Here is a 24659-nt window from a genome sequence, read left to right on the forward strand (position 1 = left end):
CGGCGGCTGGAATCCAGAGCACGACAAGGAAGCGAGGAGTCCGATGAAGAAGCGCGTGGGAATCGAAGCGTTGGCCGTCGCCGTGCCGTCCCGGTACGTGGACATCGAAGACCTGGCCCGGGCCCGGGGCGTGGACCCGGCCAAGTACACGGCGGGCCTGGGCGCCAGGGAGATGGCCGTCACCGACCCTGGCGAGGACACCGTGGCCCTGGCGGCCACCGCGGCGGCCCGCCTCATCCGCCAGCAGGGCGTGGACCCGTCGCGCATCGGCATGCTCGTCGTCGGCACGGAGACGGGCATCGACCACTCCAAGCCCGTCGCCTCGCATGTGCAGGGCCTGCTGAAGCTGCCGCGCGCCATGCGGACCTATGACACGCAGCACGCGTGCTACGGCGGCACCGCCGGGTTGATGGCGGCGGTGGAGTGGATTGCCTCGGGCGCCGGCGCGGGCAAGGTGGCCGTGGTGGTGTGCTCGGACATCGCGCGCTACGGGCTGAACACCGCGGGCGAGCCCACCCAGGGCGGCGGCGCGGTGGCGCTGCTCGTCTCGGAGCAGCCCGACCTGCTCGCCATGGACGTGGGCCTCAACGGCGTGTGCACCATGGACGTGTATGACTTCTGGCGGCCCGTGGGCCGGCGGGAGGCGCTGGTGGACGGGCACTACTCCATCACCTGCTACCTGGAGGCCCTGTCCGGCGCCTACCGGGGCTGGCGCGAGAAGGCCCTGGCGGCCGGACTGGTGCGCTGGTCGGACTCGCTGCCCGGCGAGCAGCTGGCGCGCATCGCCTACCACGTGCCCTTCTGCAAGATGGCTCGCAAGGCGCACACCCAGCTCCGCCTGTGTGATTTGGAGGACGCGGCGGGCGCGGCGGCCGCCACGCCGGAGTCCCGGGAGGCGCTGGCGAAGTCCGCCGCCAGCTACGACGCCCAGGTGGCGTCGTCCCTGGGGCTCAACGCGCGCATCGGCAACGTGTACACCGCGTCCCTCTACCTGGCCCTGGCGGGGCTGCTGCACCACGAGGCCGGCGCGCTGGCGGGACAGCGCATGGGCCTGCTGTCCTACGGCAGCGGCTGCGCGGCGGAGTTCTACTCCGGCACCGTGGGCGAGAAGGCCGCCGAGCGGATGGCCCGGGCCGACCTGGAGGCGGTCCTGGCCCGGCGCGAGCGCGTCTCCATCGAGGAGTACGAGCGCCTGATGAAGCTCCCGGCGGACGCGCCCGAGGCCGTGGCGCCCGCGCCCGGCGCGTTCCGGCTGACGGAGATTCGCGACTTCCGCCGCCAGTACGCCGAAGGCGCCTGACGCGAGGGCCCGACGAGGCACCGGCAGGCTTCCCGGTGCCTCCCCTTCCGCCGCCGTCTCCCTACCGTGAGGCTTGGAACCCGTGCCTCGATGAGCGGGGCCCGGTGCAAAGGAGACGAAACCATGGCGGACCTACCTGCCCGCAGAGGCGGAGGCATGCTGGGCCCCCAGCGCGGCTGGGACCCCTTCGAGCGCATGCAGGAGTTGTTGGGCTTCGACCTCGGCCGGATGCTCGCGCCCCAGGGCGGCCGGGAAGGCGGCTTCGTGCCGGACTTCGAGGTGAAGGAGACCCGGGACGCCTTCATCTTCAAGGCCGATGTCCCCGGCGTGGAGGAGAAGGACCTGGAAATCACCCTGGCGGAGAACCGGCTGACCATCAGCGGCAAGCGGGAGGAGGAGCGCCGCGACGAAGGCGACCGCTACTATGCCTTTGAGCGCAGCTACGGCGCGTTCAGCCGCACCTTCACGCTCCCTCGCGGCGTGAACGCGGACGACGTGCAGGCGGACTTCAAGGGCGGCGTCCTCAACGTGCGCATTCCCAAGAGGTCCGAGGAGCAGCCCAAGCGCATCAAGGTCGGCGGCGAACGCGGCGAGAAGGCGAAGGCCTGAGCAGGTGTGCCGTGTTATGGGGTCTGGCACGACAACCGGCTTTTCTTCGAAAGAAGGCTTCCGCATGAGGTGCCGTGCCGTTCCCCTTCCCTTCCTGGTCCCCCTCCTCCTGCTGGCGTCCGCATGCGCGACCACCGGCACGGCGCCAGCAGAGGCGGGCATCCACCAACTCCTGAAGGACCAGACGGAGGCCTGGAACCGTCAGGACGCGGTGGCCTGGTCCAGGGACTTCGCCCCGGACGCCGCGTTCATCAACATCGTGGGCACCGTCTTCGAGGGCCGCGATGAAATCCAGCAGCGCCACGCGGGCATCTTCGCCACCATCTTCAAGGGGAGCCAGAGCCAGGTCACCGTGCGCAAGCTCCAGTTCATCCAGGGGGACCTGGCCATCGTCGACACCACGCACGAGGTGACGGGCCACCCCGGCCTGCCTCCAGGCGTCCAGGACACCGAGCCCGGGGTGCTGCGCACGCAGATGCGCTACGTGGTGAAGCACGTGGACGGGCAGTGGCGAATCCTCGCGGGCCAGAACACGGACGTGAAGCCCCGGCCCCAGGCGCCCTGACCCTCAGTGGCGGGTGGACTCCTCGCGCTGGGCGGCGCGCGCCTGACGGAGCAGCGGCGCCAGCGCGGCGAAGCCGGCCACCACCGTGGAGCCGTTGTTCACCACGGCGGCGGCCACGGGCGGCAACCACCCCAGCGCCGCGAGCACCATCGCCACGGCGTTGGGCACCAGCACCAGCCCGAGCCCCGTGTGCACCCGGACCAGGGTGTCGCGGCCCGCGGCGAACGCCAGCAGCAGGTCATCCAGGCTGCCGCGCAGGAGCACCACGTCCGCGGTCTCCAGCGCCACGTCGGTGGCGCCCCGCAGGGAGATGCCCACGTCCGCGAGCGCGAGCGCCGGGGCGTCGTTGATGCCATCCCCCACCATGGCCACGATGCGGCCCTGGCGCCGGAGCGCGCGCACGTGCGTGGCCTTGTCCTCGGGGAGCAGCTCCGCGATGGCCTCGTCCACGCCCAGCCGGTTGGCGACCTCCGCCACCCGGGCGGGTGAGTCCCCGGACAGCAGCACGATGCGGCGGCGCCCGTCCTCCTTCAGGGCCTGCACCACGCGCGCGCTCTCCGGCCGCAGCGTCTCCACGTAGCCAATGCACCCGGCCAACGCGCCATCCACCGTCACCCACAAGGTGGCGACCTCACCCGCCACGGCCCGGACGAGCGCCTGGCCCGCCTCCGCCACGTCCACGCCCTGCTGCTGAATCCAGCGCGCGCTGCCCACGCACACGCGGCGCCCGTTCACCTGGGCGCAGACGCCCCGCCCCAGGACGAACTCCTCCTGGCCGGCCTCGGGTTGAGGCACCTCCAGGCCCTGGGCCTGGGCGTGCCGGCGGACCGCCTCCGCCACGGGGTGGGACTGGCGCAGCTCCGCGGCGGCGCTCAACGCCAGCACCTCGCGCGCGTCCCAGCCCCGCACGGGGATGACGTCCACCACCTCCGGGGCCCCCAGCGTCAACGTGCCCGTCTTGTCGAAGACGACGGTGTCCGCCTGGGCCAGCCGCTCCAGGTACTGCGCGCCCTTGATGAGGATGCCCTGGCGCGCGGCGAGCGTCATCGACACCAGCGCGCTGGCGGGCACGACGATGCGGACGCCCGTGCCAAAGTCGGTAATCAGGATGCTGATGGGCCGCGCCGCCTGGCGCGCCCACAGCCACGTCGCCGCGGCGAGCCCGAAGGTGGGCAGCACGACGGCGTTCGCCACCTTGTCCACCTTCGCCTGCAACGTCATGGGCTTGGCGCCCGCCCCTTCGAGGATGTGGAGGATTTTGGAGGCCGTCGTCTCCCCGCCCGCGCGCACCACGCGCACGCGGAGGCTGCCCTCCCCCACCACGGACGCGGCCAGCACGCGGTCTCCGGCCTCGCGGACGCGGGGCTCCGACTCACCCGTCAGGGCCTTCTCGTCCACCCAGGCGGTGCCGGACACCACCGCCCCGTCCGCCGGCACGCTCTCCCCCGAATGCACCACGATGAGGTCCCCCTCCTTGAGCCGGTCCGCGCGCACCTGCTCCACGTCCCCATCCGCGCGCAGCCGCCACGCGTACAGCACCTCCAGCCGCATCAGCCGGGAGATGGCGGACCGGGCGCGGTCCGCGCTGCGCTCGATGAGCAGGTCGCCAACGCCCAGCAGGGAGGTGATGAGCGCCGCCGTCCGCACCTGCCCCGTGGCCAGGGACACCCCCACCGCGACCAAGTCCAGCAGGTCCACGGTGAGGCGCCGCTCGGAGACGGACTGGAGCGCGCGCTGCGCCAGCGGCAGGCTCGTCAAGGCGACGCCCGCGGTCAGCACGGGCAGGGGCGCCACCCGCATGACGCACGCGGCGAGCACCGCCGAGTTGAAGGCGGTGGCGGCCCACTCCCGCCGGGGCGGCTCCGGCGCCGCGGGCCAGGTGGACGGCTCGCTGGCGCACAGGGCCGTCAGCAGTTGACGCGCGTCGAGCACCTCCGGGTCGAAGCTCACCACCACCGAATGGATGGCGGGCGAGGCGCTCGCCTTGTGGACGCCCGGCAGGGTGGCGGCCCAGGCCGCCAGCTTGAGGACGTCATCATCCCCGAGCCCCCGCACCTGCAGCCGCACGCGCCCGGGAAGCGCGTGGGACACCTCCACCCGGAACGGCCTGGGCGGACGCTGGTGCAGCGTGAAGAGGAAGTCCCGCACCCGCAGCGCGAACGCCCCCGGAAAGCGCGACGCTTCCCGGTAGTGCACCTTGACCAGGCCCGTGCCGCGCTGACACGTGGCCACCTGGACCTCGGGGCGGGACTCCAGCCAGCCCAGCACCTGACGCAGCGTCTGGGCGTCCTCCGCCGCGCCGCGGATGAGCAACCGGCCCGGCGCCACGTCCCTGACGTGGAGCGACGCGGGCCTCGCCGAGGCCCGGGCCTTCGCCTGATGCCCGTCCAGGACTTCATGGGCGCGGCCCGTCCAGCCGCGCGCGATGCCACTCAGGAACTCCACCTCCGTCCGCATGCACGCCCCCCGAGCTGAACGCGGTGTGACCGCGGCCTCACGCGTGCGGCCGAGGCCGGAAGGCCACCGTCCCACTGACGCGCGCGACGTCTCCCTCCCGCTCCTGCTCCCGGACGCCGTCCCGGAAGACGCTGTACGCCCAGTACAGCGCGTTGTCCCAGCGCGGCAGCCAGCCCTTCTGCGACGGGTTGGCCACCAGCGAGTAGATGCCCGTGGCCGTCAGCACCACGGGAATCAACTCGTAGAGGCCCGCGCCCGTCAGCTCCCGGGCCAGGTCGTCCAGCCACCTGGCGCCGCTCACCACGTGCTCGGCGGGAGCCTTCCGGGACTTCGCCATGGACTTGGCGTCCACGATGCCGTCCAGCCCCGCCGTGTCGACGATGGCCGCGAGCAGCGACTCCACGTCCACGGCATCCGGGCTGTATTCGATGAGCAGGCTGCCCGTGAGCGGCGCGTGGACGGTGCCGAACACCCCTTGCGTCTCACCCAGCTCACCACGCACTCGGTCCGCGACGTCCGAGGCATCACGGAAACAGCTCGCGCGCACACGCAGCCGTCCCGGGGAGTGGTGGACGAGCACCAACCACTCCCCTTCGATGGCGCCCGAGTCCGGGTCGAGCCTCATGCGTGCCCCTCCCGGCTGTCCGCCACGGACCGGGGGCTGCCCTCCGCCGCCCGGCGGCCGTGGGTCTGGTGGAGGTTGGCGCGGGAGCGCGCCTCCGCCAGCAGGTCGGAGAGGAACTCACGCTCGGTGGCGATGACCCGCCGCGTCCACCCCACCAGGTCGAAGGCGGCGGTCGCCATGGAGACCACGGCGCCGCGCGAGGTGTCGACGGTGCTCCGGGCCATCCAGCCGGTGGCCACGCCCGCCAGGAACGCCACCGCCGTCTTCACGGGGCCCCCGGGGCGGCGTGTACGTCCTCGTCCAAGCCGTTGCCCCGGGCGGGGGGCATCCGCTCCTCGCGCGGCCCGGCCCAGTCCCCGTGGGCCATGGCCACGACGCCCTGGGCCCGGAACTGCTTCACCAGCGCCTGCACCCGCTCACGCCGCAGCGGGCGGTTGAGCGCGGCGGCCGCCTTGCGCAGCAGCAACCACTCCGCGTTCGACATGGACAGGTCCACCGCGGAAATCACCTCGAGCGCGTGCAGGAAGGCATCCCGCGCCGCCTCGGGCACCTCGTGGAGGCGTTCGACCCACGGCGTCTCTTCCTCGCCCAACCGCTCCAGCAGCCGCTTGCGCGCGGCGGAGGGGCTGTTGCGCAGCAGGTGCGTCAGCATGACCGCCTCCTCGGCGCGCAGCCCCCCGTCCGCGTCGAACAGGAGCCAGGCGCCTTCGATGAGCAGCTCCACGCACCGCGCGTCCAGCGCGCGCACGGTGGAGAACGCGTCGTCCAGGGCCCGGCGGTAGCGCGCGTACTGAACCGAGGCCTCACCGAGCTTGCGGGTGCGCCGCCAACTGGTGATGGACGACGTCAGCACGCCCGCGAAGGGCAGGATGTTCCGCAGCACCCCTTCGCCCATCAACCGGTTGCCCAACCGCCGCTCCAGCTCCTCGGTGTCCGCGGTCAACATCCTCCCCACGAGCCCCGCCCCCTCGCGGTCCCCGTCCTCAGCGGCCAGCGAGCCCGCGACCAGGGCGCTCAGGTGCAGGAGGTCCCACGGGTCATCCGGGTCGATGCGCAGCCCGAACGCGGACGCCACGTCACACATCATGCGGGCCTGGATGAGCGAGCGCAGCATCGTGTCCAAGGCCATGGCGGCGCCAGCCACGGGCACGGCCGCGAGCGCCCCCACGAAGCCGGTGTCCAGGGTGAACACGGCCGCGCTGGTGGAGACGCCGGCCGCGCTCGCGCCCACCAGCGCCGCCTCCCTGCTGGCGCGGCGGATGAGGGCGTCCGTGTCCGCCGCGTGGAGGGCGCGGACGGAGGCGGCGCGCCGCGACTCGTGGTGCCGCACATAGGCGGTCACCAGCCGGGCATGCCACGCGCCCGAGCGGAGGTCCTCGAAGCGCAGTTCGCGTCCGAGCTTCTCCGCGAGGTCTCGCAGCGGGTGCAGTGCGGCCGCGGACGTCGCGGCGTCTTCCGGATGGAAAGGAGAGGTTCGTGTCATGGCATGAGTGCGGAAACAGCCATGCGCGCCAGAGTGGTGGGCGCGGCACGGCTGGTGGGGGGCATCCGTTGGTGGCCTTCAAGGATTCGGCGCACTCAAGCTAGGAGGATTCAGCGAGCGGGAGAACCGGTCCGGCGGGACGACGCGCGCGCCGCCTGGTTGACGGCGGGCCCGGCGCACCGGCCCCCGCCTCCGAACGCGGCCCTACGGTGCGCCCGCGGGCAGTGACAGGTAGTGCTCCCCCAGCTCCGTCAACGTGCCAGCGGCGCCGAGCAGGCTCGCGAAGCACGGGTCGTTCGTCCACCGCCCCGTGAACCACGCGTAGCGGAACACGTCCTCGCGCCGCTCGCAGACGGCCACCATCTCCGTCATCTGCACCCGCTGTTTGGCGACGGAGTCAATCTGCGCGCCGTCCGGCTGGCTGTGGCAGTTGGCGAACTCGGTGACCCAGAACGGCTTGCCGTACTTCGTCAGCCGGTCCAGGTGGTACTCCAGGCCGTAGTCGTACCAATGGAACCCCAGGTAGTCGATGTGCGGGTCGCGGTTCCCGTTGGCCGCGCGATAGGCGGCGTAGAAGGCATCCAGCCAGACCACCGGGTCGCCATACCCCGCCATCGTGCCCCAGTTCATCGCCGGCCCCACCAGCTTGACGCCGGTGTTCCGCGCGACCTGCTCATAGCGAGGCCACAGCTCCGCCGCTGCCTGAGGCGACATGTTGGCCTGGTCCGTGAGGTTGGGCTCGTTGAGGAGCAGCAGGTACTGGATGCTCGGGTTGGCCCGGAGGATGGACTCGATGCGGGCCGCGTCGAAGTCCCCGTTCCAGAGCATGGGAATGAAGTCCATTCCGTAACGCGTCCGGTAGTCCGCCGGCACATGGGGGTGCGGCGTGGGGCTCCAGTTGTACCACCAGCTCACGCCGGGAGCGACGGCCGCCAGGTCCTCGGGAGACGGCAGGTCGAAGGCAATCCCTCGCTTCGCGCTCTTGGTCGCGCTGACGCCAGCGTCGGGCACCTGCGTGCCGGCATCCTTTCCCGAGCTCGTGTCCGGGGCGTCCCCGCTGCACCCCACGGCGAACGCGGTGAGCGCCGCGATGATGAATCTCCTGAGCATCATGGTCGCCCTTCGACCCGAGGGTTGGCCGCCGGTGCGCTGCGCTTGAACAGGGCCAGCAGGCCAGTCAATGCGCCCCACCCCGGTGCGCTGCCCAGCAGCGCCGCGGCGTAGAGGTAGTGGTCATAGTTCTCGTGAAACGGGGCGCCGCCCCCTCCAGCACCGTTGAGCCTGCTCACGGCGATGACGCCGACCACCAGGGTGACGCCACCACCGAGCAGCAGGAACGCCTTCCAGGAGCCGTAGCCCTTGCGCATGGCGAGGAGATGGATGACGGCCGCCACGCTCGCCACCGCGAACGCGGCCAGGAGGGCCAGGATGAAGCCGCCGAAGATGATCATTCCCATGGCGCGGCATCCTACCCCCTCCGGCCCCAGGCGCCGTCAGCTGCCGGGGGGATGCCGCGGCCGGCATGGCGCGCCCTGAAATTCATTGCGAGCGTGTGTCATTGCCTCCCGGATTCGCGACTCGTCGCGCAAAGGGACTCAAGCAGGATAATCAGCTTTAGCTGTTTTCCGTTTGACATCGTCGTGTTACGTTCCCGCGAGCATCGTGAACGCCCGTTGGGGGGCCGCGTGTCCGAACCTCAAGACCGACATCCTTCATGCACGCCGAGAAGTCCTTGCCCCGCCATTCGTGTCGCCGCGTGCTGCTGAACGGCTGAAGTGCCCGGGGGAAACCAGTCATGAACGTCGACCAGGCCATCCAGCGCGCGCGCGCGTGGGTGGAGCAGCAATCCACCCACATCCCAGGCTTTCACGGCGCCTTCCTCGCCGGGAGCCTCACGCGCATGCCCCCCAACACCCCACTGGAGCCCTGGCGGGACGTGGACGTGGTGGTGGTGACGACAGACCCGGGGTCCGTGCAGGGTGACCGGCTGGAGCTGTCGCTCGACGGCATCATCTTCGAGTGCGGCGTGCTGAGCGACGAACCCTTCCGCTCCCCGGAGGGCATCCTCAGCTCCGCGGAGCATGCGGACAACCTGGCCGCGGGTGTCATCCTGGCGGACCCCACCGGCTCGTTGCAGAAACTTCACGCACAGGTGGTTGCGGAGTACGCGCGGCGCCGCTGGGTGCAGGCGCGCTGCGACAGCCGCAAGGAATACATTGGCCGGCGGATGAGGCAGGCGCGTGAAGCGCTCGCCGCGGACAACTTCCCCGCGGTGTTCATGCACTTCTACGTGGCCATGTCCCTGCTGGTGGGCCTCACCGCGCAGGCGGACGCGAAGCCCCTCACGCTGCGGCGGGGCTTCGTGCTCTCCGGCGAGCTGTTGGAGTCTTGGGGGCGGGCGGACCTCCACGAGGAGGCGCTGGCGCTGCTGGGCTCCGCGCACCTGTCCCGCGAGGAGGTGGAGCAGTTCCTGGCCCACTTCGACGAGGCCTTCGAGCTGGCCGTCCGCGTGAAGCGCAAGCCCATCCACTACGACTTCAAGTTCCAGAGACACCTGCGCCCCTACTACGTGGACGGCACCCGGGAGATGCTCCAGGAGGGCCGGCACCGCGAGGCCATCTATTGGATCATCGGCTATTGCTACCAGGCGTGGCTGGTGCTGCTGAACGACGCGCCGGAGGCGCTTCAGCAGCCTCACCTGGAGCGGCTGGTGAGCTTCTTCGAGAAGCTCGACGTGCTGCCCACGAGTGACTGGGCCTCCCGCCTGGACCGGCTCCAGGACGTGGTTGCCAGGTTCTCGGCGGCCATCGACGAGCGCATCCGCACCCAACCCGGCCTGTTCGACTGACCCTGGACGACGGATGACTGTCTTTACGCTGCTGCTGCGCACCTCCCGCAAGCTCTTCTTCGTCGCGGTGGCGCTCGGTCTGATTTCGGGCTTCGCCAACGCGAGGCTCATCGCCCTCATCAACGAGGCCCTGGGGGACGCCGGGTCCCCCAGCGGCGTCCTCTTCGCGGGGATGGTGGTGGCGGCCGTCATGACGCGGGTGGCCTCACAGATGGTGCTGGGCCGGCTGAACCACGGCGCGCTGCACCACCTGCGGGTGGAACTGAGCCAGCAGACGCTGAACACGCCGCTGCGCAAGCTGGAGCAACTGGGTGAACACCGGCTGATGAGCGCACTGAAGGAGGATGCCTTCACCATCTCCCAGGCGCTGGCGCTGGTGCCCACCATGTTCGTCAACGGCGCGCTCATCGTGGGCTGCCTGACGTACCTGGCGTGGATGTCCGGCCGGGCCTTCCTGGCCTTCGCGTTGGGGCTGGGCTTGGGGCTGGCGGTGCTGACGGTCCTCCAGGCGCGCTCACGCGACAGCCTGATGCAGGCGCGCGGCCGGATTGACCAGTTGTTCCACCACTTCCGCTCGTTGTGGACGGGCATGAAGGAGCTGAAGCTGCACCGCCGCCGCGGCCGGGCCTTCATCTCCCAGCAGCTCGAGCCCACCGCCGCGTTCATCCGGGACCGGTTCGTCCGCACCTCGGACGTCAACGCGGTGAGCGCGGCGCTGGCCTCGCTGCTCGTCTTCGCCATCATCGGCATGTTGCTGTTCGCGTTCCCCGCCTTCGGCGCGTTGGACCGCTCCACCGTGGTGGGCTACACGCTGGTGGTGCTGTACCTGCAGCAGCCGTTGGACTCCATGCTCAGCCTGACGCAGGCGCTGCTGCGCGCGGACGTCGCGCTGCGGAACGTGGGGAAGATGGGGCTGGAGCTGGCGGAGGGCGCCGAGCCCGAAGGCGCCACGTCCACCCCCGCCGAGCGCCCCGAGCCCCGCGAGTTCCGGCGGCTGGAGCTGGTGGGCGTCACGCACTCCTACCAGCGTGAGAACGAGGACACCCGCTTCACGCTCGGCCCCATCCACCTGTCGCTCACGCCGGGCGAGGTGGTGTTCATCGTGGGAGGCAACGGCAGCGGGAAGACGACGCTGGCCAAGCTGCTGACCGGCCTCTACGCACCCGAGGCGGGCGGCATCGTGCTGGACGGCGAGCCCGTCACCGACGCGGACCGCGCGCACTACCGCCAGCTCTTCTCGACGGTGTTCGCGGAGTTCCACCTCTTCGAGAACCTGCTGGGCCTGACGTCTCCGACGCTGGAGGCACGCGCCCAGGGCTTCCTCACCCGCCTGAGGCTGGACCGCAAGGTGCGGCTGGAGCAGGGGCAGCTCTCCAACACGAGCCTCTCCACCGGACAGCGCAAGCGCCTGGCGCTGCTGACGGCGTACCTGGAGGACCGCCCCATCTACCTCTTCGATGAGTGGGCCGCGGACCAGGACCCGGTGTTCAAGGACGTCTTCTACCGAGAGCTGCTGCCGGACCTGAAGCGGGCCGGCAAGGCCGTGGTGGTCATCTCCCATGACGACCGGTACTTCGCCACGGCGGACCGGCTGGTGCGGCTGGAGGATGGCCGCATCGTCGAGGCCGCGACCGAGGCGCCGCCGGTGCCCCTGGAGCAGCGCGCTCCCCCCTCCTTCTCCCAGGAACGCTCATGACGCTCGCATCGCCCGCAACACGCCCCCAGGAGTTGGACGTCTCCCGAATCGACCCGGCCGCGCTGCGCGTCCTCCAGCGGCTCCAGGAGTACGGGCATCAGGCCTTCCTCGTCGGAGGCTGTGTCCGGGATTTACTCATGGGGCGCACGCCCAAGGACTTCGACCTGGTGACGAGCGCGTCCTCGCGGCAGGTCCGCGCCCTCTTCCCCCAGAGCGTGGGCTTCGGCGGGCAGCGGTTCCTCGTGGTCCAGGTGCGCACGGAGGGCGGGAAGAGCCTCGAGGTGGCGAGCTTCAAGGCGCGGCGCTCGGCGGACGTGAGCGGGCCGGATGCCCAGGTCATCCCGGATGACGTGCTCGCGGAGCTGCCGCAGGAGCTGGGAACGCTCGAAGAGGACGCCCGGACGCGGGACTTCACCGTCAACGCGCTCTACTGCAACGGCGCCAGTGGGAAGGTGGTGGACCCCGTGGGCCAGGGCTTGAGCGACCTTCAAGCGAACCTGCTTCGAATCGTCGGCGAGCCCGAGGCGTACCTCCGCGACGACCCCGGCGGCATGTTGCGCGGCGCCCGCTTCGCCACGCGAATGGGGATGGCGTTCGAACGGCGCACCGCCGAGGCGATGAAGCAGATGCGCGGCGAGCTGGCGCGCTGCTCACGCAAGCGCGTGCTGAGCGAGGTCCTGCGCGGACTCGGCACGGGCACTGGCGCGCCCTTCTTCCGGCTGCTGTCGTCACAGGGTTGGCTGCCGTTGCTCGTCCCGCCCGTGGCGCGGCACCTGGAAGGCGGGCCGGAGGTGGAGCGCCGCTTCTTCGCCCACCTGGAGGCCGTGGACCGCTCGCTCCAGGAGAATCCCCGCATCGATGAACTGACGCTCGCCTGTGCCCTGCTCCTCCCCGTCGCCGCGCCGCCCGCTGGCGGTCCCCCGGCCCCCGAGGCGATGGGCGCGGTGCTGGAGGAGCTGGTGCAAGGTGCGCCCGAGCTCCAGGCGCTGCCCCGGCATGGGCAGCACCTCATCGCCACCCTGCACGGCGTGCTGAAGGCGCCCGAGGCTGTGCCCGCGGACAACCCACTGCTCCCGGGGGCCCGGCGACTGGCGGCCCTGCTGGGCTGAACGCTTGGCATAGGCAACCAGAGCGTGCCTCATATTCAGCATGGCAGGATAAATCGACATGCATGAGATGGCTGCAGCATGAGCCGAACGGCTTTCGCTGCATCCAGACCAGCCAAATAGTCCACCATTAGTGTGCTCACCTTCCAGCTTCTGGCTTTTCAGCTTCTTTCTTCGGTTGAGGCTTCTGGCTTTGGCTGGTCAGCGCATCGAGTTCGATTCGGCCAGCCACGCTGAAGGTAGGCAGGAAGCGGCCATTGGTCAGCCCCTGGACGCGCCCGAATATGATGGGGAAATCCATTCCCACTGTGACCGTATTTACTTGCACCCAAAAACTACCCTCCACGCCCAAATACCCACGCTGTCTACTCCCTAGAGATTCGCGCAAAAACACACCATGCCCATAGACATCCCCCATAAGAATCCGCGCAGTGGGCCCGACGTGCGCGAGAATCCGCACGGAATTACTTCCAACCCTCTTCAAGTAGCCAAGACTCGCCCCAAGACTCAAAGACATAGCAACAGCCGATCGCGACTGAACATCCTCCCCGTCCGTCGGATCAATGTCAGCCACCCATGTAGCTGTTCCAACTGCCCCATATCCATACCAGCCAAGAGCAAGAGTACGACGAGGAACGAGCCACTGATCGTATTTCACATGGGCCGACCATGCTGACGTCCCTGGCGTCAAGACAAATCGCGCAAACTCATCCTGTTTGGTCAGCCTGTTTTCCGTGGACCCTCTACTGACGCCAAGCTGAATCTGATCACATGACGCATTCGTCCGAAGGACCGCCAAACTGAAGGCAGCGTTAGCATCCCGCGTATCAAGCAACTGCGCGTATCCATTACCAAGAATACTCCAAAGCCCGACATCATCCACACCATCCTTGGATGGATCTCTGCATTTCTGACGAAATGCTCCTCCTGGAGTTTCACTGCTCCCAGCGTCCGGGCTCGTCCCAGCATCCAAGCCCGTCCCTGCCGCCCCACCATCTCGCCTTGGCTCGCCAGCGGCGGCTCCCCCATCACGTTCCGTCGCTACGCCACCATCGCGTTCGGCAGCATCTGTCCCTGCATCCCATTCAGGAGTCTCACGCGGTGGAGGCGAAAGCTCCGCCTCTTTCGGTGGAGCGAGTTGCTCAGCAGTTGGCGGTGGCGGAGGAACTCCTTGTGCCCAGGTAATCGCCCCAACCAACGTCACAATGAACAGCAGGACACGCCTTGACATGCACCCCTCCCGAACCAGCGCCCCTTGAGTCCCCATTGCCAATAGCTACAACTCAGACTGTGCCACTTCTGCGCCAAGTGAGATTCCTTTGCCGTGAAGGCCTACTCTTGGTCTAGCAGCCTCAAGTGCATGCAAGTGTATTGAAGTTGCCCAGCATCCTGCGGGATCCGCTCGAATGTGGATCTGGCCCTGAGCAGCGAGTGAGCTGACAAGCAAGGGGACCACGGGAGGCCTGATGGTCGGCAGCATGCGAGGCCACTGGTGGGTTGTGCGACTGGAGGACATCCAACGATGCCAAAGGTGACCATCGACGTGCCGGAAGGGTTCGAGGACAGCGTCAAGGCGATGGAGGAGACGCTGAAGCGTGCGCACCGAGGGGTGGAGGGGGCAAGCGGACGGTAAGCGTCCGGCCAACGACGTGATGAGGGGCGTTGAGTGACGCGCCGCCGCCGTGGACCCTGGCGTGCATGTCGAAGCCGGTGGAGAAGCAGGAGTGGTTCCGTGTCGCCGAGGCTTTCGAGGCGAGCGGGCTGACGCAGGTGGAGTTCGCGCGGCAGCGGGGCGTGCGGCTGAGCACGCTGCAGTCGTGGGTGTACCGGCGGCGCCGGCACCTGGCGGCAAAGGCCGAGCCGGTCCGCCTGCTGCCAGTCCAGGTGACGCCCCCCGTGGAGCCGAGCACCACCTTCGTGGAGCTTGTCGCGGAGGGTGGGGCTCGCCTGCGCTTTGCCGTGGGCACTGACGTGGGGTACGTGGCCCGGCTCCTCGCCGCGCTGGGGCGGTGAGGCGGTGTTCGCCCTTCCAGCCTCGGTGCGCGTGGTGCTGGCCACCGCGCCCGTGGACATGCGCAAGTCCATTGACGGCCTCATGGCGCTGGTACGCAGCGCGTGGGGCGAGGACGTCTATTCGGGCCACCTCTTCGCCTTCGTCTCGCGCAAGGGAGACCGAATCAAGGTACTGACGTGGAGCCGGGGCGGCTTCGTGCTGCTGTACAAGCGGCTGGAGACGGGGCGCTTCCGGCTGCCGCCGGTGGACGCGGGCGCGCAGGTGGTGCACCTGGACGCCACGCAGTTGGCCATGCTGCTGGACGGCATCGACGTGGCCCAGGTGAGGCGCCAGCCCGCCTGGGTGCCTCCCGGGCGCACGGGCACCTGAGGCGAGGAGCCCGGGACGCCTCCGCGCCGTGGCGTGTTGAGGCTACGTGCCGCGCGAGCTTCCTCAAGACCACTTCTGCCCCTGGCGCGAGGAGGCGGAGGAACTCAAGGAGCGCCTGACGTCGCTGGAGGCGAAGATGGCGACGCTGGAGCGCCACGTCTTCGGCCGCAGGGCGGAGAGGTTGCCCACGGTGGCCGCCGAGCTGCGAGCAGATGCGGACGCCACGGCGGCCCAGGCCGAAGCCGCGAAGAAGAAGCGCCAGCAGAGGGCCGCCCGGAAGGCGGAGGAGGCCCCGGCGCGGGAGATTCGCCACGCGGTGCCCGCCGAGGAGCGCCACTGCCCGGCGTGCGGCGGCGAGAACTTGAGGCCGCTGGGCAAGGGGCGCACCTCGGTGCTGTACGAGTACGTGCCCTCGCGTTTCGAGAAGCAGGTGCACGTGCAGGAAGTGCTGGCGTGCACCTGCGGCCGGGGCGTCGTCACCGCCCCGCCTCCGGCCAAGGTGGTGGACAGAGGCGAGTACGGCCCTGGCTTCCTGGCGCACGTGGTGACGTCGAAGTGCGCGGACGCCATGCCGCTGCACCGGCTGGCCCAGCGGGTGGAGCGAAGTGGCGTGCCCATGAGTCGCAGCACCCTGACGGACCTCTTCCACCAGGCCGCCTCGGTGCTGCTGCCTCTCTCCCAGCACCTCTTGCAATGCATTGCGTCCGCGGACGTGGTGTGGGCCGACGAGACGCCCTTGCGCGTGCTGGACGTGAAGAAGACGAAGCTGGGCTACCTCTGGACTTTCCTCACCCAGAATGAGGCGGGCCAGTGGCTCATCGGCTACCGCTTCAGCATGGGCCGGGCCAGCAAGACGCCGAAGGAAGTCCTGGGCGGCACCAGGGGAGCCCTCGTGGTGGACGCGTACACTGGCTACAACGCGGTGACGCTGCCGCAGGGCCGCGTCCGCGTCGGCTGCTGGGCCCACGTGCGTCGCCGCTTCTTCGACGCGCTGGCCACCGCGCCCGAGGCTCGCGAGGCGATGGACTTCATCCTTGAGCTCTACCGGGTGGAGGCCCAGGCGCGTGAGGCGGACATGGTGCGCACGGCCGCGCACCGCGAACTGCGCCAGGTGCACAGCGCCCCTGTCCTCGCCAGGCTGCATGCCTGGCTCGAAGCCCAGGCCCCGCGCCACCCGCCCAAGAGTCCGCTGGGGCAGGCCATCTCCTACGCGCTGAAGCAGTGGGAAGCCCTCACCCGCTTCGTGGAGAATGAGCGCCTGCCTCTCGACAACAATCGCTCGGAGGCGGCGCTGAGAAAGGCGGCCCTGGGCCGCAAAAACTTTCTCTTCGTCGGCCACGAGGTCGCGGGCGAAAACCTCGCCGGCCTCTACGCGCTGGTGGCCACCTGCGAGGCCAACCAAATCAATCCCGAGGCGTATCTGGCCGACGTGCTGCTGCGTGTGCAGATGCACCCCAACTCGCGCATCGGTGAGCTGCTACCCCACGAGTGGGTGCGACGACGCGCCGCCGAACTGGTCCCGTCCCCCCTCCAGCCCAGTTCCTGAACACCCTCGCGGCGCTCGCCGAGCACGGTCCTCGTCCGTCGTCAAACTTCCCGGCACGACGTCCACCGGACGGATACAGCGGACGGGACCTGGCCGCGTTCGACGCCGCGAGGCAGGAGGTGAATGCGGGAGCAGAGCAGACGGAGCAGTTGATGAAGTGGAGGTTGCTTCGAGGGCTCGACCTCGAAGCGGCCCGAGTCCACATCGACGGCCAGCCCTACGTCCGAGTCGGACGGTACGCGGCGACGAACGCGGCAAGGCCCCGTCGAAATAGAGAGAAGCCTCTTCCGGCGGGTGGGCGAGCGCAATGGCCCCACGGTGGACACCATCAGCGTGCAAGCCAGGTGCGTGGCGGACGGCTGGTTGCCGGAGGCGGCGGTACCCATGGCGTACCTGCTGGCCCGGGGCACCTCGCGGGAGGCGGCGGCGACGGCGCGTCAGACGGGGGGGCTGCCCTATTGCCGCGCCTCCTTCGAGCGGGTGGGGCATGCGGTGGGAGCGATGTACGGTGGGCCAGCGGCCTCAGGTGGAGGCGGCGCTGGCCCGGCAGCTGCGAGTGCCCCGAGGCACCCGGAGTGTGAGCATCAGCATGGACAGGGTGGCCGTGCCGATGGAGGAGCCGAAGAAGCGGCCAGTGGGCCGCCCTCGCAAGGGGCCCCCACGCGCCCGGTGGACGTCGTCTGGCGCATGGCCTACGCGGCCTGCCTCACCTTCCATGACGCCGACGGCGAAGCGCTGGGCACCTTGCGCTACGGGCGGATGCCGCGAGGTGAGGCCCCAGAAATGGCAGAGCGCCTGGCCCGCCACGTCCAGGCCCTGGTTTCCAGGCGGCGCGGCCTCTCCGTCACCGTCCTCACCGCCGGTGCCCCCGAGTTGCACGCCTTGCTGGACGAGGCGCTGGCCACCCATGCCCCAGCGGCCAAGAAGCCGATGCGTCTGGTGGACTTCTGGCACCTGATGGAGAAACTCGGGGCCGCGGCTCGCGTAGTGGCTGGGGAAGAGAAGGCCTCCGTGTTGCGTGAGAAGTGGAAGCTGTCCCGTCTCAACATGCCCGAGGCGGCGTGGACCATTGCCATGGCATTGCACGCCAGCGGCAAGCGGCATGTCGTCCTCGGTGACGGCCAACCGGTGCACGCGGCCCTCACCTACCTGGAGAACCACGGCGAGCGAATGCATTACGCGGAGGCGCGAGCGCGGGGGCTTCCCATTGGCAGCGGCAACGTGGAGGCCATCTGCAAGTCTCGCGTCACCCTGCGCATGAAGCGCCCTCGAGCCCGCTGGAATGAGGCGTCTGGCCAGCACATCCTGGACTTGCGCGCCCTGGTCCTCTCGGAGCGCTGGGACGCGGCCATGAACCTCACGTTTGCGCCCCACAGGACCAAGGTGCGACGCGCAGCATGATCACGATTGGAGCCACGCCCGCTTGGCACCGCGACTCGCCGACGTGCTTTGAGACGAAGGCTACACCGAGGAGACCGAAGACCGGCTGATGGTGTGCACGCCCGGCAGCAACACGCCGATTCCCAGTCCACCCGAACTCACCATTTCGGCCCTCACCTCGGACGCACCGTTCGAGGAGATGCGTACCTTCTGCGCCACGCCCCAGGATGGCTTCAACCCGGGATCGCCCGTCCAGGTGAGTGACGCAGAGGTCACCAAGACGCTGGCGGACCTCAAGGACTGCCGCGCGCTGCTGGCGAAGTGGATTTGCGTGCCCGTCGCTGGCGGGCTGGTCACCCCGCCCTATGAGGGCACCTCCGAGCTCGCTGGCGTCGCGACGCTCCAAGCGCGGCGTGGCCGGGGTATCGGCGCGGCGCTGGTCTCTCGCGCGGCCGAGGAAGCTTTCGCCAATGGAGTCAACGTGCTCTTCCTCAGTAATGTCACCGAAGAGGCAAGCCGGCTCTACGAACGCGCCGGATTCTGGTTCCTTGCGCGCATGCTTTTCATGATCGACGCTGCGCCCGCTCAGTCCGCCGGAAAGGTGACGCCATGACGAAGACGCCTACCGCCACGACGAAGCGACGAAAAGCGCGGCCATCCCAGAAGGCCCCACGAATCGCGAAGGGCGCAGGCCCCGCTCCGCGCCCCGCCGTCAATCGTGAACTCCGTGGGCAGTTGCTGCGACTGGACCGCATCGACAGCACCTTGCGTTCACAGTGGGTGGCAACGGAATTCAAGGACCGCGACCTTGAAGGCAAGCTCCAGGCCCTCACGGACGCGGGCATCGAGTGGCTGCGAGACACCATCAAGGCCCACGGCTGGCCCGGACACAGCCTCGTGGGCCGGAGCGCGGCGGCCGCCGCCTGGCGCCTGATTCAACATGCCGAGTGCTCCGTGGCGTTCCAGAAGCGCTGCTTGAGCCTGCTGCGGGACGCGGCGGCGCGGGGGGATGTTCCCATCCAGCAGGTGGCCTATCTCACGGACGTCGTGCGCATGCGCGAGGGCAAGAAGCAACTGTATGGAACGAAGTTCCGCAAGCTGAAGGGCCAGCTCGTCCCCTACCCCATCGAAAAGGCGTCCTCGGTCGACGAGCGCAGGAAGCAGATGAACCTGCCCTCGTTGGAGTCCTACGCTCAGAAGCTCCGCCGCGCCTTCCAACCCTCCTGACGGGAGCCGCCATGCAACGGGCCTTCGACTGGCAGCCCTTCGTGACGAAGCACTGGGAGAAGACACCCGCGCGCCTCACCCTGCCCGGCCCCATCCTGCCCGCCGAGCACGTCTTCCAGGCCGCGATCTCCGCCTGTGCCCCCTTCCGCCATGGCACGCGCTTCCGCGCCCTCCCCGATGCACGCTTCTTCGTGGAGGCCGCCAGACTCGCCGCGCCCGGGACACTCCTCCCGGGTGAAGACGACGCGTCCCTGGGCGACTTCGCCCGCCGCGCTTCCCAGCACCTGGGCGGCGCGTCCTTCCAGCTCCACATCGAACAACCCTTCATGTTCGACTTCGCCCTCTGGAACGCCTTGCGCGGCTTCCTCCGGGGGCTGCTGGAGCGCGTGGGCGTCCCGGTGCTCCCCCTGGCCACCGACCTGCTCCTGGGGCGCTTCTCACGCGGCCCACAGGGCGTCTCGAAGCGGCCCCATCACTCCCTGGTCACGCTGGTCCTCCAGGGCCGGCTGCGGGTCCGGCTCTGGAAGCAGCTCTGGGGCACGCCCGCCAACGAGACCGAGGACTTCGACCACCACCTGGACAAGGCCACCACGGTGGAGGTCAACGCGGGCGAACTCCTCTACGTCCCTTCCCACTACTGGCAGCTCGAAGAAGCCCAGGGTGACTGCATGGCCGCCCGGGTGTGGATCCCCGTCAAGGGGAGCCGGCCGACGGACGCGGTCAAGGACGTGCTCGTATCGCTCCTGGAAGCGCAGCACGCCCACGAGGAAGCGGTGCCCTATCACCCCTACCCCTGGCGCCGGCCACGCAAGGGCGCACGGGCCACCATCCCCTCCGTCGAGGAGGCCGCGGCCACCCTGCACACGCTGACGCGGGAAGAAGACGTCCAGCAGGTCCTGCGGCTCATCTGGGCGCGGCGGGTCAGCGCCTGTGCGCTGGAGCCCGTCCCACCGCCGGAGCAGTCCCGGCCCCTGACAGACACGGACCGGGTGCGGAGGACGCCTGGCGCCGACCTCATCCGGATGAAGGACCCCTCGGGCCTCTGGATCTGGGCCGTCAACGGCCACGCCTTCCCAGGCCCCGATGCGACGACAGGCCAGCGACTCCTCAGTGCCCTGTCCTCGGACGAGCCGTCTCGCGTCGATGCGCTGTGCAACCTGGCTCGCTCGGCCCCGCGCCGTGAGGCCCTTCGCGCCACGCTGACGGCGCTCGTTCGCCTGCGCGGGCTTCAGGTCATCACCGGAGCGGAGGTCTGACGGATGCCCGCCCTGGAAATCGCGACGCGCTTCGACTGGGACACCTTCGTCAAGCGCTACTGGAACCAGCGCCCCGTCCTCTTCAAGGGAACACAGGCGTCCCCCTTCACCGTGGAGGACGTCTTCGACGCGGCGGCCGGCGCCACCCAGCGCTATCTGTCCCGCAGCTACGCGCCGACGTCCCGGCCAGACGTCACCTTCACCATCGACCGGCTGCGCCAGCTCCGCGCCCGCCCGTGGCTCCCCCAGGCCTCGGATGGCTCCCTGGACGGCTACGACGCCCGGATGGCCTCCCAGCTTGGCGACCGCCGCTACGCCCTCATCATCGCGACCTTGCACGCCTCGGGCTTCCGGCTCTGGTCTCGGCAGCGCGCCTTCTTCTCCGGCCTGTGGCAGCGCGTCGGGATGCCCGTGACAGGTGGCATCACCACGCTGTTCCACGGGACCTACGAACACAGCCCCGTGGGCGTCCACCTGGACCGCTTCACCACGTTCCTGTTCGCGCTGCGCGGACGCAAGCGGATGCGCTTCTGGCGCAAGCGCCCCTGGCGCGAGGACGTCTCCACCATCCTGGACTACCAGCCGTACCTGGCATCGTCCTTCGTCGCGGAGGTGGAGCCCGGCGACATCCTCTACTGGCCCTCCACCTACTACCACGTCGGTGAGAGCGCCGGAGCCGGTGTGGCCAGCAGCGTGAACGTCGGCATCCCCATCACCGAGCACCGCACCATCTATTCCGTGGATGACCTGCTGCGAGGGATGCTCGACGAGACATCGCTCGCCGACCAGGAGTGGAAGCAGACGCGGCTGGCCTCCGTGTCAGCGCCGCCCCTGGCTCGCGGCGTCCTCACGCAGGACGGTGTCCTGGACACGACGCTGCCCAAGGCCCTCACCGAGGCCGTGCGCGCGTTTCGCGACGTCAGCCACCCGAAGGAGGCTCAGCGGCACCTCCAGGCCACCTGGCTCAAGCGTCTCACCTCGGGCGGCTTCGAGCCCGTGCCGCCGCCCACCCGCGCACGGCGCTTGAATGATGCACACCGCGTGCGACTGGACCCGAACTTCCCCGTCGTCTTTGAGCGAGACGGCGCCACGAGCTGGCTCTGCTCCGCCAATGGCCACGCGCTGCATGGCGTGGGAGGCGGACGCACCATTGAAATATTCTTCCGAAAGCTGAACTCCGGAGCGGAACTGCGCGTGGAGGAGCTGCTGCGTCCATTCAAGCCACGCCGCGCGGCGACACATGATTCAGATGTCATTGCCGCGACGCGTGATGGAATGCGCGGCCTCCTGCAAAAACTACATTCATTTCGTGTAATCACTCTCAGCACTTGACGCTTCATCCATCAGCCCGCACGCTGGGCCAGCAGTTCTCAATCACCGACGGAGGAGTGTCATGACGAAGACGAAGTCGAAGGCCCCCCGGTCGTCCAAGCAGGCCCAGCAGAAGCTCGTGAAGCTGATGAACGTGATGGAGAAGGCCACGGTTCCCGCTGCCACGAAGGCCGTGGCGGGCACGTGTATCCGCATCTACTGCTTCCCGTACTGACGCCTCCGGGCCGCTGGGAATCGTCCCAGCGGCCCACTTCCCAACCTGCGCAGTGTGCCTCGCGAAGCCAATGTCAGGCATTCTGGAGCACACCGCCCCCCGCACTATCCTGTCACCCTCCTGAATCCACCAAGGAGCCGTGACATGACCAGCGCCGTCGACCTGCAGGGCAACCCACTGGGCGACCTCGCCCTCGCCGCGATGCGGCGCTGGCTCCTCGAAGCCGATGTGCTGGGCTACCTGCCGCAGCTTGCCGCCACGGAGTCCGAGGGCCGGCTCTGGACCTACTTCAGCTTCGGCGTCCGCCGCCTCGAAGCGCTCGTCCGGGAGCGCGGGCCCCAGGTCCTCGAGGACGCCTCCGCCTTCCCCGAGGACCTCGACGCCATCGTCGCGCTGCGTGAGTTCATCGCCGCGGCGCCCCCGCTCATCAACGGCCGCCGGAGGCTGGTGGAGCAGCTTCGCGCCTTCCCCGCGGAACGAGACGCGCTGGCCCAGGGCCGTCCGCTGAGCGCCCAGGAGCTGTTCTCCCTCTGGTACCTGAAGGCCCTCCCCGGCGCATACATGGCGCAGCGCCTTCAACTGACGGACGTGGACGAGGCCACCGTACGGCGCATCGCGACGCTGTCCGCCGTGGGCCTCCAGATGTTCGACGACCTGGTGGACCTGCGAGCGGACCTCGCCAGGGGCCGCTTGTGGCTGAGCGCGGAGGAGCTGGAGCTGCTGGGCCTGTCCTCGACGCCCGCCTCCGAGCTGCCGACCGCCGCGGGTGAGCGCATCGTCCAGCAGCGCAAGGCCATCTGCCTGGAGTACTTCCTCGCCGTGTATGACGAGGCCTCGCGCCTCACCTCGCCGGAGAGCCGCAAGCGCGCCAGGTCCTTCGCGGAGGGCTGGTTGAGCTTCCTCCAGCAGGGCTCCCTCAAGCTCTACGCCGCCGGGGAGCCCAGGCCCTGGGACACCGTGCAGCGGGTCCTCAGGGGACTGCCCGGCTCGGAGACGGCGAAGCTGCCCGTGCTGCGCTCGGTGTTCTCCCTCCTGTCCGCATTGCCGCTCCCGCCGGTGAAGGTGGAGTCCTGCCGCCGGGAGCTCGAGCTGCTGGGTGGCTGCCCCAAGGCGCTGGCGCCCGCGGTGGCCCTGGAGACGATGGGCGCGCTCGAGGCGGAGGGAGACGCGGCGTCCTTCGACGCGCCCGGGACCGAGGCCACCGCGCTGGAGCGCGCGCTGCTGGCGTCGCCCTCGAAGCACACGGCGGCGGACTTCGCGCGGCAGTGCCGCGAGTCCGCCGAGGGCTCGCCGTCCAACCTCAGGGAGCCCCGCCTGGCGGAGGTGTTCGCCAGCGGCTGCAAGCTCGCGGAGCGCAGCGCGCGGAACTCCTTCACGGCCCGAGAGAACTTCCTCCAGCAGCTTCGCCCAGGCTCGCGCCGCGCCCCGGTGGTGGATGCGGAATTGGCCGAGCGGTTCTCCCGCGACGGCGCGGACTGGCTCGCGTTGGGCATCGAGGCCCTCGCGGCGACGGCCCGAGAGGTCCGCGACGGCTGCCGGAAGTAACCCCTCTGCTGTCCTCAACACCCGCGATACGCAATGACTCCAGAATCCAGCACCGCGGCGGCCGAGTCCCCCTGGCTCGTCCGCCGCAAGCCCGCTTCGTCTCCTCGCCTCCGGCTGTTCTGCTTCCCCTACGCGGGGGCCGGCAGCCTCCCCTACTTCCGCTGGCCGGACCTGCTCCCCGAGGCGGACATCGAGGTGTGCGCCATCCAGCCTCCCGGCCGGGAGAACCGCCTCCATGAGCCCTCCGTGGAGGAGCTGCCGCGGCTGCTGGATTCGCTCGCGCGCGAGCTGTCACCGCTCTTCGAGGTGCCCTTCGCCTTCTTCGGCCACAGCCTGGGGGCGCTCATCGCCTTCGAGCTGACGCGCGAGCTGCGTCGCAGGGGCCTGCCACTGCCAGGCACCCTGTTCGTCTCGGGCTCCGAGGCGCCGTCACGCCGCAGCGGCCTGCCGCCCCTCAGCGGCCTGCGCCGCGACGACTTCATCCGTGAGCTGTCCGCCCGCTACGACGGCATCCCCCAGCAGGTCCTGGCGCAGCCGGAGATCCTGGACCTCATCCTCCCCATCCTCCGCGCCGACCTGAAGATTTCTGAGAGCTACACCTACCAGGAGGAGGCGCCGCTCCCGATGCGCCTGTGTGCCTTTGGCGGCACCCGGGATCCTCGCGTCTCTGAAGCCGCGCTCGAAGCGTGGCGGCAGCAGACCCACGCGGCCTTCTCGATGAAGCTGTTCCCAGGCGGCCACTTCTTCCTCAACGAGCTGACGGCCCAGGTGGTCCAGGCCGTCCACACCGAACTCGCAGCCGGAGCACCCCGAACGCCATGAACAGAGACGACCTGCTCGACGACCTGACCCGCTATGTCGCGGAGGAGCTCCTGGACGGGGACGCGGAGGAGCTCGACTCCTCCACGCCCCTGCTCGAGCTCGGTGTGCTGAACTCGCTGGAGACCGCCCGGATGATGGGCTTCATCCAGAAGCAGTACGGCATCACCGTGCCCTCGGAGTCGCTGAAGGTGGAGAACCTCCAGACGATCTCCGCCATCGCGGACCTCGTCTACGACGCGAAGTCCAAGCAGCAGCAGCCGTAGCC

24 protein-coding genes and 1 pseudogene are annotated in these 24659 nt (G+C 69.6%); 18 read left to right on the forward strand and 7 right to left on the reverse strand.

What is annotated here, in order from left to right:
- Positions 1 to 43: 43 nt before the first annotated feature.
- From MYMAC_RS21140 to MYMAC_RS21150, 3 genes are all read left to right on the forward strand, one after another.
- Positions 44 to 1300 (forward strand): hydroxymethylglutaryl-CoA synthase family protein, encoded by a 1257-nt coding sequence (locus MYMAC_RS21140; protein ID WP_095959391.1) that lies wholly within the window; start codon positions 44 to 46, stop codon positions 1298 to 1300.
- Between the two features lie 123 nt (positions 1301 to 1423).
- Positions 1424 to 1909 carry an Hsp20/alpha crystallin family protein gene (locus tag MYMAC_RS21145; RefSeq protein WP_095959392.1) on the forward strand — a complete coding sequence of 162 codons (486 nt, stop codon included), beginning with the start codon at positions 1424 to 1426 and terminating at the stop codon, positions 1907 to 1909.
- Between the two features lie 64 nt (positions 1910 to 1973).
- A complete protein-coding gene (locus MYMAC_RS21150; RefSeq protein WP_013940879.1) occupies positions 1974 to 2474 on the forward strand; it encodes a YybH family protein in 501 nt (166 codons plus the stop codon).
- A 3-nt stretch (positions 2475 to 2477) separates the two neighbouring features.
- Here the strand turns inward: MYMAC_RS21150 and MYMAC_RS21155 are convergent, their stop codons facing one another.
- From MYMAC_RS21155 to MYMAC_RS21180, 6 genes are all read right to left on the reverse strand, one after another.
- The gene (locus tag MYMAC_RS21155) at positions 2478 to 4931 is read right to left on the reverse strand and encodes a heavy metal translocating P-type ATPase (RefSeq protein ID WP_095959393.1); all 2454 of its coding nucleotides are present in this window, start codon (positions 4929 to 4931) and stop codon (positions 2478 to 2480) included.
- A 37-nt stretch (positions 4932 to 4968) separates the two neighbouring features.
- Positions 4969 to 5556 carry an HMA2 domain-containing protein gene (locus tag MYMAC_RS21160; RefSeq protein ID WP_095959394.1) on the reverse strand — a complete coding sequence of 196 codons (588 nt, stop codon included), beginning with the start codon at positions 5554 to 5556 and terminating at the stop codon, positions 4969 to 4971.
- Positions 5553 to 5825 (reverse strand): hypothetical protein, encoded by a 273-nt coding sequence (locus MYMAC_RS21165; protein ID WP_013940882.1) that lies wholly within the window; start codon positions 5823 to 5825, stop codon positions 5553 to 5555. Before MYMAC_RS21165 ends, MYMAC_RS21160 begins: the two co-directional genes overlap by 4 nt.
- The gene (locus MYMAC_RS21170; protein WP_095959395.1) at positions 5822 to 7039 is read right to left on the reverse strand and encodes a hypothetical protein; all 1218 of its coding nucleotides are present in this window, start codon (positions 7037 to 7039) and stop codon (positions 5822 to 5824) included. Before MYMAC_RS21170 ends, MYMAC_RS21165 begins: the two co-directional genes overlap by 4 nt.
- Positions 7040 to 7243: 204 nt before the next feature.
- Entirely contained in the window at positions 7244 to 8152 is a 909-nt protein-coding gene (locus tag MYMAC_RS21175) for a glycoside hydrolase family protein (protein WP_239988929.1), read from the reverse strand.
- Complete coding sequence (locus MYMAC_RS21180) at positions 8149 to 8490, reverse strand: hypothetical protein (RefSeq protein WP_170114752.1); 342 nt, start codon at positions 8488 to 8490, stop codon at positions 8149 to 8151. Before MYMAC_RS21180 ends, MYMAC_RS21175 begins: the two co-directional genes overlap by 4 nt.
- A 344-nt stretch (positions 8491 to 8834) precedes the next feature.
- On the opposite strand from MYMAC_RS21180, the gene MYMAC_RS21185 reads away from it, so the two are divergent.
- Genes MYMAC_RS21185 through MYMAC_RS21195 form a run of 3 tightly spaced genes read left to right on the forward strand, consistent with a single transcriptional unit; the run spans position 8835 to position 12692 of the window.
- Positions 8835 to 9887 carry a hypothetical protein gene (locus MYMAC_RS21185; RefSeq protein ID WP_095959397.1) on the forward strand — a complete coding sequence of 351 codons (1053 nt, stop codon included), beginning with the start codon at positions 8835 to 8837 and terminating at the stop codon, positions 9885 to 9887.
- A gap of 13 nt (positions 9888 to 9900) precedes the next feature.
- Positions 9901 to 11583: a cyclic peptide export ABC transporter gene (locus tag MYMAC_RS21190; RefSeq protein ID WP_095959398.1), complete on the forward strand. Its 1683-nt coding sequence runs from the start codon at positions 9901 to 9903 to the stop codon at positions 11581 to 11583.
- Complete coding sequence (locus MYMAC_RS21195) at positions 11580 to 12692, forward strand: CCA tRNA nucleotidyltransferase (RefSeq protein WP_095959399.1); 1113 nt, start codon at positions 11580 to 11582, stop codon at positions 12690 to 12692. The genes MYMAC_RS21190 and MYMAC_RS21195 overlap by 4 nt, the downstream gene beginning before the upstream one ends.
- A 136-nt stretch (positions 12693 to 12828) precedes the next feature.
- Here the strand turns inward: MYMAC_RS21195 and MYMAC_RS36930 are convergent, their stop codons facing one another.
- On the reverse strand, positions 12829 to 13572 hold the full coding sequence (locus MYMAC_RS36930) for a hypothetical protein (protein WP_157757530.1): 744 nt from the start codon (positions 13570 to 13572) through the stop codon (positions 12829 to 12831).
- 815 nt (positions 13573 to 14387) lie between these two features.
- Between MYMAC_RS36930 and tnpA the strand changes: the two genes are divergently transcribed.
- The 12 genes and pseudogenes from tnpA to MYMAC_RS21250 all read left to right on the forward strand — a co-directional run bounded on the left by tnpA (position 14388) and on the right by MYMAC_RS21250 (position 24657).
- Positions 14388 to 14702 (forward strand): IS66 family insertion sequence element accessory protein TnpA, encoded by a 315-nt coding sequence (gene tnpA / locus MYMAC_RS21200; RefSeq protein ID WP_095961647.1) that lies wholly within the window; start codon positions 14388 to 14390, stop codon positions 14700 to 14702.
- Positions 14703 to 14706: 4 nt separating this feature from the next.
- The gene (gene tnpB / locus MYMAC_RS21205; protein ID WP_095959400.1) at positions 14707 to 15072 is read left to right on the forward strand and encodes an IS66 family insertion sequence element accessory protein TnpB; all 366 of its coding nucleotides are present in this window, start codon (positions 14707 to 14709) and stop codon (positions 15070 to 15072) included.
- Between the two features lie 46 nt (positions 15073 to 15118).
- A complete protein-coding gene (gene tnpC / locus MYMAC_RS21210) occupies positions 15119 to 16618 on the forward strand; it encodes an IS66 family transposase (RefSeq protein WP_095959401.1) in 1500 nt (499 codons plus the stop codon).
- Positions 16619 to 16773: 155 nt separating this feature from the next.
- Positions 16774 to 18019, forward strand: a pseudogene (locus MYMAC_RS21215) (ISKra4-like element ISMfu2 family transposase); the annotation flags it as partial.
- Between the two features lie 88 nt (positions 18020 to 18107).
- A complete protein-coding gene (locus MYMAC_RS21220; protein WP_095959402.1) occupies positions 18108 to 18611 on the forward strand; it encodes a GNAT family N-acetyltransferase in 504 nt (167 codons plus the stop codon).
- Between the two features lie 122 nt (positions 18612 to 18733).
- Positions 18734 to 19225, forward strand: a complete 492-nt coding sequence (locus MYMAC_RS21225; RefSeq protein WP_204817820.1) for a DUF6624 domain-containing protein — start codon at positions 18734 to 18736, stop codon at positions 19223 to 19225.
- A gap of 11 nt (positions 19226 to 19236) precedes the next feature.
- Positions 19237 to 20481, forward strand: a complete 1245-nt coding sequence (locus tag MYMAC_RS21230) for a hypothetical protein (protein WP_204816849.1) — start codon at positions 19237 to 19239, stop codon at positions 20479 to 20481.
- 3 nt (positions 20482 to 20484) lie between these two features.
- Positions 20485 to 21813, forward strand: coding sequence for a JmjC domain-containing protein (locus MYMAC_RS21235; protein WP_095959404.1), 1329 nt, complete (start codon positions 20485 to 20487; stop codon positions 21811 to 21813).
- 61 nt (positions 21814 to 21874) lie between these two features.
- Complete coding sequence (locus MYMAC_RS37250; protein WP_170114753.1) at positions 21875 to 22027, forward strand: hypothetical protein; 153 nt, start codon at positions 21875 to 21877, stop codon at positions 22025 to 22027.
- A 144-nt stretch (positions 22028 to 22171) separates the two neighbouring features.
- On the forward strand, positions 22172 to 23572 hold the full coding sequence (locus MYMAC_RS21240; protein ID WP_239988931.1) for a hypothetical protein: 1401 nt from the start codon (positions 22172 to 22174) through the stop codon (positions 23570 to 23572).
- Between the two features lie 33 nt (positions 23573 to 23605).
- On the forward strand, positions 23606 to 24394 hold the full coding sequence (locus MYMAC_RS21245; RefSeq protein WP_095959406.1) for a thioesterase II family protein: 789 nt from the start codon (positions 23606 to 23608) through the stop codon (positions 24392 to 24394).
- Positions 24391 to 24657 (forward strand): acyl carrier protein, encoded by a 267-nt coding sequence (locus MYMAC_RS21250; RefSeq protein WP_095959407.1) that lies wholly within the window; start codon positions 24391 to 24393, stop codon positions 24655 to 24657. The genes MYMAC_RS21245 and MYMAC_RS21250 overlap by 4 nt, the downstream gene beginning before the upstream one ends.
- Positions 24658 to 24659: the final 2 nt, after the last annotated feature.

The sequence above is a fragment of the Corallococcus macrosporus DSM 14697 genome, from assembly GCF_002305895.1.
GTDB lineage: Bacteria > Myxococcota > Myxococcia > Myxococcales > Myxococcaceae > Myxococcus > Myxococcus macrosporus.